Annotated in this window: 7 protein-coding genes; 1 reads left to right on the plus strand and 6 read right to left on the minus strand. The window is 62.7% G+C overall.

Annotation, left to right across the window (positions count from 1 at the left end; all coding sequences use genetic code 11):
• Positions 1-20 precede the first annotated feature (20 nt).
• The 6 genes from Thiosp_RS24325 to Thiosp_RS24350 form a co-directional block, all read right to left on the minus strand.
• Positions 21-6,095 carry an FkbM family methyltransferase gene (locus Thiosp_RS24325; RefSeq protein ID WP_201066618.1) on the minus strand — a complete coding sequence of 2,025 codons (6,075 nt, stop codon included), beginning with the start codon at positions 6,093-6,095 and terminating at the stop codon, positions 21-23.
• Between the two features lie 30 nt (positions 6,096-6,125).
• Positions 6,126-6,872 (minus strand): SapC family protein, encoded by a 747-nt coding sequence (locus Thiosp_RS24330; RefSeq protein WP_201066616.1) that lies wholly within the window; start codon positions 6,870-6,872, stop codon positions 6,126-6,128.
• On the minus strand, positions 6,869-9,097 hold the full coding sequence (locus Thiosp_RS24335; RefSeq protein WP_201066614.1) for a tetratricopeptide repeat-containing sulfotransferase family protein: 2,229 nt from the start codon (positions 9,095-9,097) through the stop codon (positions 6,869-6,871). The genes Thiosp_RS24330 and Thiosp_RS24335 overlap by 4 nt, the downstream gene beginning before the upstream one ends.
• Positions 9,094-10,344, minus strand: a complete 1,251-nt coding sequence (locus Thiosp_RS24340) for a hypothetical protein (protein WP_201066611.1) — start codon at positions 10,342-10,344, stop codon at positions 9,094-9,096. The genes Thiosp_RS24335 and Thiosp_RS24340 overlap by 4 nt, the downstream gene beginning before the upstream one ends.
• Positions 10,345-10,445: 101 nt before the next feature.
• Positions 10,446-12,668 carry a beta strand repeat-containing protein gene (locus tag Thiosp_RS24345; RefSeq protein ID WP_201066609.1) on the minus strand — a complete coding sequence of 741 codons (2,223 nt, stop codon included), beginning with the start codon at positions 12,666-12,668 and terminating at the stop codon, positions 10,446-10,448.
• Positions 12,669-12,916: 248 nt separating this feature from the next.
• Positions 12,917-13,921: a helix-turn-helix transcriptional regulator gene (locus Thiosp_RS24350; RefSeq protein WP_201066607.1), complete on the minus strand. Its 1,005-nt coding sequence runs from the start codon at positions 13,919-13,921 to the stop codon at positions 12,917-12,919.
• Between the two features lie 380 nt (positions 13,922-14,301).
• Between Thiosp_RS24350 and Thiosp_RS24355 the strand changes: the two genes are divergently transcribed.
• Positions 14,302-15,696, plus strand: a complete 1,395-nt coding sequence (locus tag Thiosp_RS24355) for a tyrosine-type recombinase/integrase (protein WP_201066605.1) — start codon at positions 14,302-14,304, stop codon at positions 15,694-15,696.
• Positions 15,697-15,713 lie beyond the last annotated feature (17 nt).

Here is a 15,713-nt window from a genome sequence, read left to right on the forward strand (position 1 = left end):
TCGACTGCGCGGCAGACTGCTCAGACAGGACCAGCCCCCCTTACATCGCCATCCGGTCGAGTCGCCCCACTCTGATCGGTAAAGAGCGCGCGCGGCTCGATTAGAATGCGCTGCTCACCGACATCCAGCCGGTACCCCAGCACATCAAGCAAATCCGCAAAGCGATTTTCGAGCGCGCGAAGTTCCTCCTCGGACAACGCATCGAAACAACCGCCGACGCGTCCTTCCCGCATGAAACGAAACCCACTGTCCTGCAAGTGATCCTGGTGGCGGGCGAACAGTCCATCGCGTTGGCTTTGCAGCTCCATTTCTTCAAGTGCTTTCAAACGCTCAAAACTCGATGCCGCCACCGCCTCCGCGACGGTTTGCGCAGAGACATTAAGATTGAAAAATGTGGCCACTCGCTGAGCCTGAACGGCCGGCTGTTCGACCATATCCTCATAGCGCATCAACAGGGTTGGAAAACCATCACGCGCGGCCAGCCAGGATTCCACATTGCTTCGGTACGAACCGAATCGTCGCCAATCGTTCAGCCCCTCGTGAGCAATAAACTCCCGCACCAGTTCCTGCTGGCCCGCCCTCTCGACCTTGCGCATATAGTGTAAGCTCGACACCAAGACATCAAAGGGATTGCGAACAACATAGATCGCCGCTTGGGTCATGTCGATTCCCGGCATCCTTGGTTCACATGCCCAATGGGTTTTCAAATAAGCAACCGGCTGGTCTGGCAAGCGGATGGAAATACCACGATGGACACCAGGAATCAAGGTTTCAATGGTTTCTGAACCTTGGATCGATCCATGCAGCAAATGCGCCAACCAGAAACGCACCCAGGTGTTACCCGACTTCGGATAGGACGCTACCCACCGGCACCGGCGCGCCGGCCGCGCGATAGCCACTGGTGCCCCACTAATGGCACCGTCCAAGCTCGCCTGCGCCTCCTGCCAATAAGCGCTCCAATCCCGAATAGATTCTGCGAGCGCATCCTCCATGCGCGCGATCTGTTCGGCTGTCAGCAAACGCTGCCAGTCGCCATCGCGGTAATCCGACAAGTGCTCGGTCTGAAACCCAGTTTCCACGTCATAGAGGCGTTGCTTTGCGCCCGTATTGACCACAGCCGTGCTGCCGTCACCGCCTTCATGGCGCGCTTCTAGTGTGGCGATACGTTCAGCCACCCGGGAGCGGTCCAGCGCAGCCACCATATCGGCGATATCAAGTGCATGCTCATCCAAGCCGAGAAAACGGGCAATTGACCGCGCAATGGCTTGAGGCTGCTGATCCAACCAAGGGTAGGGATAAAATAAGCAGCGCTCGCGAGGGAAACGCTCATAATGCCGCTCGATTCGCGATTGCAAAACAATGGCGGCGAGCGACTTCTCGAAGCTCTCGTTCATGAAGCGCATCCACGACACCAGACTATCGCGCGGATCGCGCCGCCCGACGATGGCATAAAATCCGGCATGGTTCGGGTTCACGCAACCATGTGACTTCAGCAGCCAGTATCGATTCGGATCGTCGTCGCGCAGACCCTCTGTCGCTGCCCGTAGCACCTCTTCCAGCTCAAATACGTTGACCTGCGGCAGAACCTCCACACCACTCGCCTGCAACAGCTTGCGCGTCAGATTGTAGGCCCACATGGAGCCAACGCGCGGCCGTCCCGTGACCCACACCACTCGTCTCGCCGTTGGCGCCCAGTGCTTGGGAACTGCGAAGGGGCGGACTGGATTGACAAAAACCGGTTTTTTTCCCTCCTCCGGATATGCCACCACATTCAAGCTAATCGGCTCGCCATAGGGCGCGTAATCGCTGGTGTCCTGGAACAACCCAAAGGTCTCGACCCGCTCTATCCTGGCAAAACCGGCCTGCCCCAATAAGCTCGCGAGAATATCGAAGTTGAGCCCGATATAGTGATAGTCATGCTGGTCAACCTGACCACCAAAGAGCATGCGCATCAGGTGAAATCGCTCTTTGAGCGGCCGCTTAGGATCACTTACAGCCCGGCCAAGCAGATCCATGTCCGGGACGCTGATCATCAACCGCCCGTCCGGGCGCAACAGCCGCCGCAGTCCCTTGAGCGTCGGAAGAAACTGCTGCTGCGGCACATGCTCAAGCACATGGCTCGCGTAGATCTCCGTGCAACTCGCGTCGGGGTAGCGCGACAGGTCGCGGATGTCCGCCACGTCGTCGATTCCCGGACCAGGGGCGATATTGACGATGCGCCAGCCCGGCTTGGGCCGTCGCCCGCCCAGACATAGACGCATCCCTTCGCTGGCGGACCTCACCACCTCGGGCTGACCGGACTCCGCTAAGCACCGCCACCAGTGAATATTCCGATGCATCACTGTCGCGGATGACGCACTCAGTGGGCTGCTGGCGGTCAGTTGAACGCGTTGACCGCTAGCCAAGAGCAGCAGCACACGGCGCCGATCCATCGCCAGGCTGCGATTGGCGTTCTTGGCAAAAGCCACCAGGACGCGCATGTCACGATGAAAGTAGGCCGAATGAGCCCGGCGCACTTCCAGGCTCTCGCGCACGGCCGCCGGCAACCAAGCGCCTAAGCCCGCTTGCGGCTGACGCTGATCATACGCTGCCAACGGCGGCAGGAACGGTCGATCCAGGCTGACCTTCAACGTGGTATCAAGCCCCTGAGCCAGCGCGGCATTGACCTTGACCGCCGCCGCGCGCGCACCACAAGCGGCCAGCACTCGGATGCGCAGCATGGCACTCGCCAGATGCTCGTCGCCGGTATCGTGCAGCTGCTCGAGCAGCGCGCGGCTCTGTTGCAACCAGGCCCAACGGGTTGCGAGCGGTTGACCGACCTCGTTCGCGCTCAAGTAGGCATTCAGCGCCTGATCATAGGCTGGCCAGTGCGGGTCACCAGCGCGCTCGCGGCGCTGCCAGATGTTCAGCGTCTGACCATCGGGGCGCAAAGCCGCGACATATGGCAGCGGGGCCAAGCCCTCGGCCCAGGTCTGACATGGTGCGGGCACCGGCGCGTCTGCCGTGGCCGCAACCAGCAGGTGGCCGGCGGCGGCGAGTTCTGCGGCGCGCGCCAGCGAGGCGGCGAACAAATTGAGCTGGTAAGCGTCCAGCGGCTCATCCTGGCTGACCACCACCAGGGCGTTCAGGCCGGGGACCAGCCGATACAGGTCCAAACCCAGGGCGCGCAGGGCCGCGATCAGGTCCGTATCAATCGCCGTGCCGCGACGGATGTCGCACAGCACCAGCGGATCCTGCGCGGCGAAAAAGCGTTGTCCGCCTTGGAGAATGCGGATCTCCTCGCCCTCGGCGTCGAGTTTGAGCAGGTCGGCACGGAAACCCTCGGGCCAGTCGGGGGAGTCCAGCAGCGCATCCAGGGTGGTCAAACGGACGGTTTCGGTCGCCTCGCCTTGCCCGCTCAGGCTACTGAGCTCACTGTTAGCGCCAATGTGCAGCGTCGCCTCGCCTTCATGATCCGACAACCCAACGCGCAGCAGCGTCAGCACATCCTCGAAGCCATTCTCGCCAATGCTGCGCTCCAGCATCCCCGCTGGCGCGCTCGCGGGTTCGCAGGCAATTACCCGGCCTTGGCCTTGGAGGCGTTTCGCCAGGCTCAGCGCATAGACGCCATGATTGGCGCCGATGTCGAGCACGCCCATGCCGGGTTGCACCAACTCGCGCAAAAAAGGCAGCTCCGCCTCAAACCAGTCCTCCTGCTCCAGCAGCACGAAGGTGGTCAGGCGCTTGACATCGGGCGGCACGCAGACCTTCACCCCGTCGGCAATGGTCAAGGTCCAGTGCGTTTCTGGCGTCTGGCTGTCGCTTGGCTCGGACCGTTGTGGAGTCGGTGCCGGCGGTACCGGCCGCAACCGCTCCACCGCTCCCGCGGCCAGCGCCTGCGCGGCGGCTTCGGACGGGGTCGGTTGGTCCGGGTCGCGTTGCGAGGGCACCTCGAATACCCGCGGCTCCTCGCCCGCGCAGTGAATCCGCCACATCTGCCGCAGTGCCCCCTCAAGCGTGCGAACAAAGCCGACCTCATCGCGCAGCGCACTGGCTTCCAGTCTGGGGCGCAAGGTGGCGCGATAACGGCGCAGGCGCTCGGGGTCTTTGGCCAGTTCGACGGCGATGCGCACATAGTCATCCGCGTCCTTTGCAATCAGCTCCGGCAGCTCCAGCCGGGTCAGAAGGCTGGCGCCCACCCGCGCGGCATGGCGGTCACCGCATTCGCTGATCACCGGCACGCCCATCCAGAGTGCCTCTACCGTGGTGGTGGTGCCGTTGTAGGGGAAGGTATCGAGCGCGATGTCCGCTTGGTGATACCAGGGAAAATGCTCCGCTTGCAGGCGCGTTCGCGGCAAACCCTCAATCCGTTCGGCCGCAATGCCGGCGCCTGTCAGCTGCTCAATCACCGCGTCCCAGACCCGCACATCGGCTGCCAATCCGCTCTTGAGCAGCAGCCGCGACGCCGGCACCGCCTGCAAAATGCGCACCCAGCGCTCCAGCACCCCCGGGCCGATCTTGGCCAGGTTGTTAAACGAGACAAAGGTCACCCAAGACCGCTCGGCCATCGGTGGCGCGCACACCGCGAGCTTGCGCACCGCCTCGGGCGGGCGATAGCACAAAAACCCGTCCGGCAAGCGAATCAGTCGCTCGGTATGGAAGGCATCAGCGTCGGGCGGATCGGTCACGGCATCAACCAGGCGGTAATCCATCGCCTTCAGCCCCGTGGTATTGGGGTAGCCGATCCAGGTCACCTGCACGGGCGCGGCGCGCCGTGCGAACACTCCCATGCGATTGCTGCCGCTGTGCCCGGACAAATCCACCAGCACATCGATGCCGTCCTCGCGGATGCGCCGCGCCAGGGCCTGGTCATCCCATGCCGCGCACGCCACCCAGTGATCCACCTGTGCGCGGCACCAATGGGTCATCGTGTCGCTGCGCTCGCCATTGGCGTAGGCGAACAACTCCATGGCCTCGCGCGCGTGATGCACCAGCCAGGCGCTGAAGAAAAACGCCACCGAGTGAACAGCAAAATCCGCAGAGACCAGGCCCACGCGCAGCCGCCGCTGCGGATCACGATCATGCGCCTCACCCCAGGGCGCCACCGTCCCTGGCTGCGCATAGGTGCAATGCGCCTCGAACACCGCTTGCCGCTCGAGCCCTTCACGATAATTCAAGCAAAACAGCCGGTTGGAATCGCTCGAATAAATCCCCGGATCCAATCGTCGGGCTTGCTCGTACTGCGCCGCCGCTTCGGCTGAGCGGCCCATCACCTGCAAGGTGTTGCCCAGATTGTTGTGCGCGATCGCCATATCTGGGCTCAGCGCCAGGGTCCGACGAAAGGCGGCCTCCGCCGCGCGCAGATGACCGGCGCGATGCAAGGCGTTGCCGCGGTTGTAATGCGCCTCCGCCAAATTGGGATCAATCGCCAGCGCGGCATCGTAGGCCCGCAGCGCTTCGCGCGTGCGCCCTTGTTGAAACAGCAAACTGCCGCGGTTGCTGTGCGCGCCGGCCGCCCGTGGATCAATCCGCAAGGCTTCCTCGCTGGCCTGCAGGGCGTGCTCAAAGCGACCGAGTACGCGCAAGGTCACACTGCGGTCGATATGGGCGGCGACATAGTGCGCGCGCAGGCCAATCGCCCGGTCGAACGCCTGCAACGCCGCCTCATACTTTTTCTGTTGGTGCAGCAGGGTTCCCAGATTGCGGTGCGCTTCCGGGTAGCCTGGCGCCAGCGCGATCGCACCGCGATAACAACGTTCGGCCTCGCCCGGCTCACCAAGGTCTGTATGCGCGCGCCCTAGGCTGTTCAATACTGCCGCGTCCTGCGGCGCGAGTGCCTGCGCCCGCCGCAGCGCCTCCAGCCCTGGGCGCACCGCACCGAGGCGCACCTGCGCGCTACCCAGCACTTTCCAGGCAAAGGCGTCGTGCTCATCGCGCGCCACCAGCTGCTGCGCCGCATCGCGCGCAGCCGCGTCCTCCCCGCGCTCAAACAGCGCCGTCAGCCGCTGGTGCGCAGCCGCCTGCGCGGAGGCCGCTGGCGGCTGCCCCCGCGTGTGCTTTCCCGCGCTCGCCGCCTTTGGTCCGCTGCGTCTTCCGTGCTGCTTTTTCTTGCTCACCGGCTCACCATCACCACCGACCAAGTACCCTCAGTCAAACACCAACATGCCTGCGTCAGGATCGTCCAGCACAAAGGACTCGCGTGCGGCTGTCCGCTCTTGGCGCTCGCCGAGGCGACGCTTGAGCTTGGTCAGATTCTCCATGCGCCGCAGACAGGGCGCCGAGAGCAGCTGCGCGTAGGCCAGTGGCAAGCCTCCCGCCCGCCGCAACGCCAGCACACTGGCGTCATCCAGCGCCTCCAACCGCGGCGCGCTCACCCGCAACAGTCCCTCTCCTAACTCGGGCCAGGACTCCAGCACCCCGCTGGCATCGATGGCATCCAGCACGGGTCGATCACGCACCGGCGTGGGCAGCTGCGCTTTCATCAGCGCCACCAGTCGCTCGAGCTCGCCGCCAAAGCCGCCCTCCGGGGTAAACAACGGCTCGCCCTCGGTGGGCGAGAGCCAATCGGAGCTTTCATCCACCACGACTAGGGCTTGCTCGCCGTTCATCCGCAGCGAGAACGGATGGCAGCGCACCACGGTGGGGACATAGCCGCCCAACCAGCCGCCTTGCGGGCCGATATGCACATTCTCGCCAGCGCTTCGGCCGAGAATGGCCACCAGCCGCAGCCCACCCTGCGCGTCGCGGCTAAACGCCAAGGGCAAGTCAATGGCGGCGCGCGCGGCTTCTGCCACAGAGAGCGGCACCAAGGGCTGGTCGGCGAGAAAAAACAACGGCCCCACGCGCCGGCGCAGCTGGCCGTGCCGGTCCGGGGTCAAGGGCACCTGATTCATTCCACCTCCAGTGTCTCAAGCAAGGGGCCAAGATAGGCCTCGTAGCGCCGCCATTTCGCGGTGCTGCTCTGGTACATGGGTTGGCGCACCTGGCTGACGCTGGCCGTGCGCACCGCCCGTTTGGTTTGATGAAATTCCGCCACCTGCGCATCCCAGCCCACGCCGACAAATTCCAGCAACCGCTGGCTCCAGGTCAGCTGATCGGCGACCAGATCCTCGTAGCGGAATTCAAACAGCTCGATCGGCAAGACTGCGCGCCAGTGCCGCATGATGCGTTGGTAGTCATTGATCTGGCGGGCGATCTTGACCAGGTCAAACGCATACCCCATGCCGGCGTGCTTGGCCTTGAAGTTCTGCTGATAGTTCGACAGCGCCGTGTCTCGCGGGTCGCGTTGCACATGAATAATCTTTGCTCCCGGGAAGATCAGCGCAATCAAGCCCAGATGCATGAAGTTGTGCGGCATCTTATCGACCACATAGGCGTGCTCGGTGTCATGCTGCACCAGGCCTTTGAGGTAGAACCGCACCGCCTCTTCACGCAGGTGGGGCGTGAACGCCGCCAGACAGGCCGGATAGGGATGGCCGTTTTTGATCACGGCCGGCATCAACTGCGCCAGGCGCGGGATAAGATTCAGCTCGCCGGCGCCGAAAATCGCCGGATGGGAACTGAGGATTTGCTCCGTCAGGGTGGTGCCCGAGCGCGGCATGCCGACCACGAACACCGGGGTGCGGTCGCTGTGGCGAATCGGTGCCTGGCGGGCAAAAAACGCCGGCGTGAAGGTGCGTATCAGACCATCGACGCGGCGGCTGAAGGCATCGGGGTCGTAGTTCAGCAGTTTGTCGCTGAGGTGATTGCCGAGGTGCAGATAATGGAAAGCACGCGCGTAATCACCGGCTTTGTCGAGCACTTCGTGCAGCGCAAAGGCCATGGTGATCCGGGGCTCATCGGGCAGCAGGGCGTTATCGGCGACCCGCACCATGGCCTCGATCGCTTGCGGGTCCTTTGGCAGTTGCCGGGCATTGACCATTTGCGCGAATGCCAGCGGGTTGTGGCGCGCCGCCTCCTCGAACAGTGCGCCGGCCTCCTGCAGCTGCCCCGTCCACAGCAGCATCTGCCCCAGCTGGGTTTTCAGGCCGCCATCGCCCGGGTAGATTTCCAGCAGCTCGCGCAGCAGCGTCTCGGCCTCCTGATACTGCCCGCGTTCGGCCAGGAGCGTGGCCCGAGCCATGCGCAGGCGCGCGTGCTCGCCATGGGTCGCGGTGGCCTGCTCCAGCACCTCGGCGGCTTCGTCATGGCGGCCAAGCTCGGTGAGGGCATGGACCTTGAAGCCGATCAGCACTTCCGGCTCCGGGGCGTCCAGGCGTTCGAGCTGTGCCAGTACCCGCAACACCATCATGTGCTGATCGCGCTCGCGCAGCAGCTGCAGCAGCTCGCCGCGCAGTAACAGTTGCTCGCGCCATTGTTGTTCCTCGGGGCTGGCGGCTTGGCCCACTGCCGCGAGCGTGGCGGGCTTGGGCGTTTCCTCCGGCGGCAACAAGGCATCGCGCAACACCCCGATCGCCTCGCCGGGGCGTTTGTCCTGCGCCAGCACCCGCGCCAGGCGCAGGCGCAAACCAACATCCCCGGGTTGTTGATCGAGTTCGGCCTGCAGCTCCGCGGCCAGTTCCGCGGTGCGCTCCAGCGCCATCAGCACGCGCGCGCGCCCTTGCTGGGCTTCGGCCAGGTCGGCCTTGAGCACGAGCGCCTCGTTGTAATGCTCCAGCCCTTCTTCCAGCTGCTGCAAGCGCACCAATAGCCCGGCCAGGTTGTTGTGCCATTCCGCGCGTCCCGGTTCGCGACGCACGGCTTCGCGATAATGGGCCGCGGATTCTTCCAATGCCCCGGCCACCAGTTCCACGGCGGCCAGGCGCCCGTATTCCACCGCCGTGGCCTCGGGCAGGGCGACGGCCTCGCGCAGCCATTGTTCGGCCTGCACCCGTTGACCACTGACCAGCGCGGCGAGCGCGGCATCCGCCAGCCACAGCGCATCCCCCGCGGCTGGCGGCGGCAAACCGGCCAGGTCGGCCGCCGTCGCTGGCTGCAGGCGCCAGCGCGCCAGTGCCAGCAAGGTGGCCTCGGCTGGCGTGAGGTCCTCCTGCCCCTCCAGGGCGGCCACCACACGCGCATCTTCGAACTGGCGCTGCCAGGCGCGCAACACCGCGAGGTCAGGCTTTGCGTCCGTCATGGTGACAGCTCCGTGTGGCCAGCCCCCTGGCTCTGTCGCGCCGGCGACTGCTCGCGGTAGCGGGCCAGCTGGGCCAATGCCCATGCACACAGGGCCTCACAGCTGGCGCGCACCGGCGTCGTCGGCAGGGCGGCGGTCTCGCCCTGGCGCGCCTGCCACCAGGCGGTATTCTCTGCCAGCAGCTGCTCCTCGCTGGCCGCCAGCCAGCGCTGGCGGTCCGCCTGGCTGAGATCGGGCATCAGTTGGGCCAGCAGCAGGGTGAGCACCCGCCGCAGCGCCAATGGGGCGGCAGGCGGGGGAATCAGCAGTTTGCTCACGCGCACCTCGTCGTCCCCCACCGCCACTTGCGGCAGATACGGGCGCAGCGCTTGCAGGGCCGGCGGCAATTGCGCCTGGGCACCCGCGCGCCGCCGCTCCACGCGCAGCGCGCGACCATCGGGCAGACGCAGCGCAAGCGGCACCGAGGCCAGCGATGGCCAACTCAGATCGAGCGTGGCGTCGCGCAACCAACCGTCGAGCGCATCCAGCGACCCAAAGCGCACGCGCATCGGTTCGTTATCAACGCCTCGGGCGAACACCCGCAGCGAGGGTGGCACGGCGCGCGCGTTCATGGATAAGGGCTCGCCGGTCGCGTCCGCCATGAAGGTCTCGAGCAGCGGCACCAGGCACCACGCCATCTCCTGGGCATCGCCCTGGTCCGCCGCGGGTGCCACGGGCGCTAAGCGGCGGCTGAGCAGGCTGGCGCAACAAAGCGCCGGTTCTTCCTCGGGCGCCAATAAGCTCGGGTACTGCTGCCACGGCGCCTCCGGGCCAGCCACGGCCGCCAGAGCCTGTCGCAGCGGGGAGTCACTCGCCAGCGCCAGTAACGGGTGCAGGGCCCGCCAGTGGGTCGGCGCCGCCGTTGCATTGAGCAGCGCGAGCTGCGCCTGCAGCACCGTTGCTTGCGCGGGTGCGGCGGCCTCCACATCCGGGGCTATCTTCAGCTGTACGCCGTCCAACACCACCATGCCCGGCTGAACGTGGGGCAATGCCTCCAGGGGCCAGCGCAGGTAGCTGCGTTTGTCCTGATGCTCGGCCCGGCTGTAGGCGATGAGTCCCTGTTGGGTTTCACGCCATTGCAGATCGGCGCTGAACCAGGCCCCCGCTTGTTCCAGCACCGCCAGCAGGGCTTCGAGCGCCGCGCGGACCGGCGCGCTTGCTTGGATTCGAGCCGACTCCGCTGCGGCGGATTGCGCTGTATCAGCCACTATTCCGTCTCACTCGTGTGCAAAAAAAAGCCCCGCTGATGGTCTCAGCGGGGCAGGATTGGATGGGTGCCCACCCGAGCGGGTGGGCTGCCCCAAGGGCTTTAGACCAGCACGACGTCGGTGATGGCCATGCCATCCGCCGTGGCAATAAGGCTGATGTCGTTGTTGGTCAGACCGTTAACGGCAACAGTTTTGCCGGTACCAGCTACCCCCCCAGCCTGGGACAGATTGCCGGTTCCGATGTCCGCAACCCAGAAGGTGCCGGCCGCCCCCAATCCGAAGGCAACAAAGCTATTTGAGGCAATAGCTGACGCATCTGCTGTGGCTGTTGCGGTAATCGTCTCGGCATTCAGCGCTGCCAGAAAGGCGGTTAGGTTGCCGAAGGTGCCAAACAGCCATTTTGCTGAACCAATGGCACCGGAAGTTTGCAGAGCTGTGAGGCTAGCAACCGCCGCCATGCCTGACGTGAAAGCATTGATCGTTGTCGACCCAACCGTCGCATTCCCAAACAGCGCGCTGGCATCCAGCCAAATCAGGTCGGTACCGCTGTCATTAAAGTCGCTGATGGTATCGCCGTACTGCGTGTCCGATGTGTAGCTGAAGACATCGTCCAGATCCGATGCCGTGATGGTGTTTGCACCAACCCCGCTATTGACCTGGAAGCCACCCGTGGTGCCGATGCGCGGCGTCACGATGGTCAGATCAATCGTGGTCTCAGCCGGAACGCCGTTGACAACGATCGTGCCAAGCGCACCAGCGTTATCATCATCATAGGTCACGCCGTCGAAGAAATCGGCGAACTGCTCACTGGTGACCGTCAGGTCGTTATTGTCGGTATCAACCGTCTTGAGGCTGCCAGAGAAGGTAAAGTCAGTGGCATCGACCGCGCCACCAGCGACGGTAAGGGTGTTCTCACCGCCTCCGAAGTTCAGCGAGAGCTCATTTCCAGACGCGGCTGTGTCAACGGTGACATCATCGTCGCCATCGCCCATCACGAACTGCGACTTGTCGGCGGCGGCGTCAATGTTCAGCGTGTTATTGCCTTCACCTAAGGCGACAGCGAATTCATCGCCCGCGCTATTGACTGTGACGGTATCGTCGCCTTCACCTGTCTCGATGATTTGCTCATTGCCGGTGTTACCTTGGGATACGAGCGTCACGTCTCCCGTGGTACTGGAGCGGATAGAGCCGGCATCTGTGACGGTACCTAGATCGACATCTTCCGTACCAGTCACTAACAAATCCGCATCGTCGGTTTGGATGGTCCCCCCAACGGTGATGCTGCCATTTGTTACATCGAAGGTGACAGCGTCAAAGTCTTCGGGGCCGCTTGAGAAATCGACATCGTTCAGGGTGATGTCATTCAGCGCACCGAAGGTTACCGAGAAATTCACATCGTCGGCTTGAATGTCCAACGTGCCGGTCTGGCTGTCACCAGTCAGGAAGGTCTGACCGTCGCCGGTGAGAATGGTCGACGCGGCGCCGAAATCACCGTCCAACTCGATCGAAGTCACTTGATCGACATCGCTGACATCAAGGTTGTTTGCAGTGTTAACCGTGAGCTCAACGTCGCCGGTGACGTCATTGATCAGCTCATTCCCGCTCAGGACTGTCGCAGCGAATTCCAGCGCAAAGTCACCTGTGCCGGTCAGCGTCAAGCTATCATTGATCGCGTTAAGCCCAACTTCGACGCTTGGATCCTCGACACCTTCGGCCCCAGCCAGCTCAATCGTGAGGTCGTCGACACCGTTGGCGATGTCAATCATGCCCCCAGCCGTCTTGACTGTCGCCATCGTCCCTTTCTCGCCAGCCAGCTCCGCCAAGTCGACATCCTGGTCTTCGGCACTCCAGACGGTGACACCGCCCTGCGCGATATCGGTGACTTCAATATCCCCGGTGGCGTTACGACCATCGACGGTTGACATCATGGTCTCGTTGTCTTCGAAATCCACCGTGAAACTCGTCACCTTGGTGCCGGCGACAAAAGTTCCGGCATTGGCGTTTTGGATTTCTACTGAACCCGCGCCACTCAAAGTCGCAGTCGGATCGTAACGATTCACCGTTACGGTCTGATCGCCGGTGGTGTGCACCATATTTTCGGCATCGAGAACGAAACTACCGACACGTGTGACTTCAAAGGTCGAGTTCTCAATGTCGCGCACTTGCGGGGTCGCATTGATACTCGTCGTTGTCGTGACAGTCAGAGTATCTTGATCCGTCGTGGTCTGGTCGATCATGGTATCAGTGCTTTGATAAGTAGCCTGGGTACCGGTGATCGTGTCGTTATCTGGCGTGCCGATGAAGGTATCGACACCTGTAGTCAACGTGAAGATTTACAAACAAAATAATGCCATTAATTACAGAACCTTACATGCCGACCAACGTAAAAAATACCGTTTTCCGAGCATTTCCGACCAAGTTCCGACCAAATGGCGGTTTAACCAGCCGCGGCAACCGAACATTTCACATTCGAATTCAAGGTGTTGGAGATCCCTGCGAAGCCCACTGATCCTGCGGGCTTCCTACCAGTCTCCGACCAGCCCACTGACCAGAAGCACCTAAGCGATTGATTCTAGGATTCTGCCGCGCCTTCGCGTCCGCGACTGCTTGCCTTCTCCAGCCCCCGCTCGCGATGGCAAATTAACTGCCAAAACACCCGCGCCAGATCGTGCGCCGCAGCACCTGCTAATGAACATTGCATCTGCGGTTCGTCGGTGATTTGCTCCAAAGCTGCCAAGCACGCATCAAACACCTCTGCCACCCCATCCACCGCGACGCCGGAGTCTCGGGTGGCTGCGACAGCTTCCATGAGCAATGAACGCGTACGGCGATCGAAGTCTCTCACGGAAGAATCCGGCTGTGGTTGACTGACTCGTTCCAGCGGCGGGTCCCTCTCGGGCGCGACGGGCGTCTCGCGCCCTCCCCCCTCCTCAGCGCCGATGCCTTCCTCGCGCAGCAATTGCGCCACTTGCTCGGCGCGTCCGCGGTCAAACTCTGAATTAGTGGCTCGCCAATACAATGACTCTGCCGGCGGCATCGCGGGGTCTCGTCCGCCGCATTCAACCCCGCCCATCAGCCAGCCCAAGCGCACCCGAGCGCCCCGGGCCAACTGGCACAGCATCGGTCGGGCCGGCTCACTCGGACCGCGTATCCAGCGGCGAAGATTGGACTCCGAGGTGCCGACCGCTTCCGCCAGTCGAGCGATCTCCCCGCGCTCACGCACCAGCCCAGCCAGGCGCGCGCGAAATGCCTCTGCACTCGCAGCTTGTTCCCGAGCCTCGTCACTGGCCCAGCGGTAAGGGAAATGCCAGCCCTCGCCGCTAGCGAGCCAGTCGGCGGCGACCTCGGCGGCATCCGCCAACAACATCATGCGCACCCGGTTCGGTTCGTTCGGCCCCGCAAGCCACTGCCGCAGGGTCGCAGTACTCATGTCGGCCCGGCGGGCAAGGGCGGCAATGCTGCCGACACGTTGCCCGATCCAGCGCAGACGAAGACGAAAGCCGCGTGAATCGACGGCTTCGGACGGGCTGGGTCGCACAAAACACAGCAGCGGATCAGGGGGAGCAGGATTAGACATGGTAAAAAATGCTCTTTTTGCGTTAAAAGTAGTTGTAAAACGATCAAAGTGCGCTACACTTGCTCCATAACGACATCTTCACATCCGCTTTTTCGCTACATGAGGGAATAAACAGGATAAAAAACAAACGACTAGGTTTTTTTTGCATAACTGATTCGTTTCTCATCAACTTCCTGGACGATGAGATGCAAAACCGATTAGCACTCGAGGCTTCTCGTTGAGAGACTATTTATTTGGTCTGCATTCGGCGAATTAGCGATTCTTTCCGGCGTTTCGGCGATTTTTGGCCATTTACAGAGGACATCATTACGATGCCAAGACTATATCTATCAGAGACTAGCGTATCTCAGACCAATTGCCTCCCTGGGCGCTCAAAAATCGTGATCCATGATACAGAGCTCACGGGACTCGGGGCGGAAAAGAGCCGAACGGGCGCTGTTACTTATTTCTTTCGCACGCGGATCGCTGGGCAGCAGCGGCAAATCGCCTTGGGTCACGGACCGGAGTTGAGTGTCGAGCAGGCGCGCACCCAGTGCCGGCGGTTGCTCGCTCGCGTGCAGGCGGGTGAAGACATCGGCCTAGAGCGGGCGCGGCAACGCACGCCGGCGTTCGCCGACTTTGTCCAGCAGCAGTATTTGCCCTTTGCCAAGACAAATAAGCGCTCGTGGCAAACCGATGAGACCCTGCTGCGGGTCCATCTGGTGCCAGCCTTTGGCGATCAGTTGCTGCACCAAATTACTCGCGAGGCGATTGCCGAGCTGATCGCCCAGCGCCTGGATGCCGGGGCGGCCCCGGGCTCAGCGAACCGGTTGATCATTTTGATGCGGTATCTGTTCAACCTGGCAGCGCGCTGGAAGGTGCCGGGCGTGACGGAGAATCCCGCTCGGCTGGTGCCGCTGCTCATCGAGAACAACCAGCGCGAACGCTTCCTCAGCGCCGAGGAGGTCCGGCGTTTGTTCGCGGCGCTGGCGGAAAGTGAGTCCCTGATGCTGGGTTTCATTGTGCGCATGTTGGTGTTTACCGGCGCGCGCAAGAACGAGGTGCTGCAGGCGCGTTGGGAGGAGTTCGATCTTGCCCGGCGTGTCTGGCGCATTCCGTTGCCGAAATCCGGTAAAGCCAGGCATGTGCCGCTGTCTGACGCTGCGCTGCAGGTGCTGAGTGAGGTGCCGCGCTACGCGCATGTGCCTTGGGTGTTTGCGAACCCAAAGACGGAGAGGCCTTATGTGCACATCTATAGCGCATGGAATACCGCTCGGCGGCGCGCTGGGCTGGAAGATGTGCGGATTCACGATCTGCGCCACAGTTTCGCGTCGTTCCTGATCAATAGCGGGCGTTCGATTTATGAGGTGCAGAAGCTGCTCGGGCATACGCAGATCAAGACCACTCAGCGCTATTCGCATCTGAGCCAGGAGACCTTGTTGGATGCGGTCAATTCTACAGCTGCGGCCATTAGCGGGCCCTCGCTGAGCGTGACCAGGATTAATGCTCCAGAGGCATTGTTCATCCACTGGCGTGTCGGTGCATCGGCACGGCACGCCTGGGGTTTAGCTTGCTTTTCATTGGCTTGTACGGATCACTGTCCGCACGCAATGGGAGGGGAATGCCACCGACTCAGCCATGACGGCAATGCTGATGCGCACCGCCCGCGCGGGGGGCTGGGTGAGGGAAAGCGGGGCTGGCGGTTGTTTCAGGCGATACACGACACCGATGGCGTTTCTACGATTATCAATGCTTTAAAAAGGCCGCTACCGCTGAAAACTGTCGTGACACGATGATTTAGGCACCAAACGAC

This window comes from Thiorhodovibrio litoralis (assembly GCF_033954455.1).
GTDB classification, from domain to species: Bacteria; Pseudomonadota; Gammaproteobacteria; order Chromatiales; family Chromatiaceae; genus Thiorhodovibrio; species Thiorhodovibrio litoralis.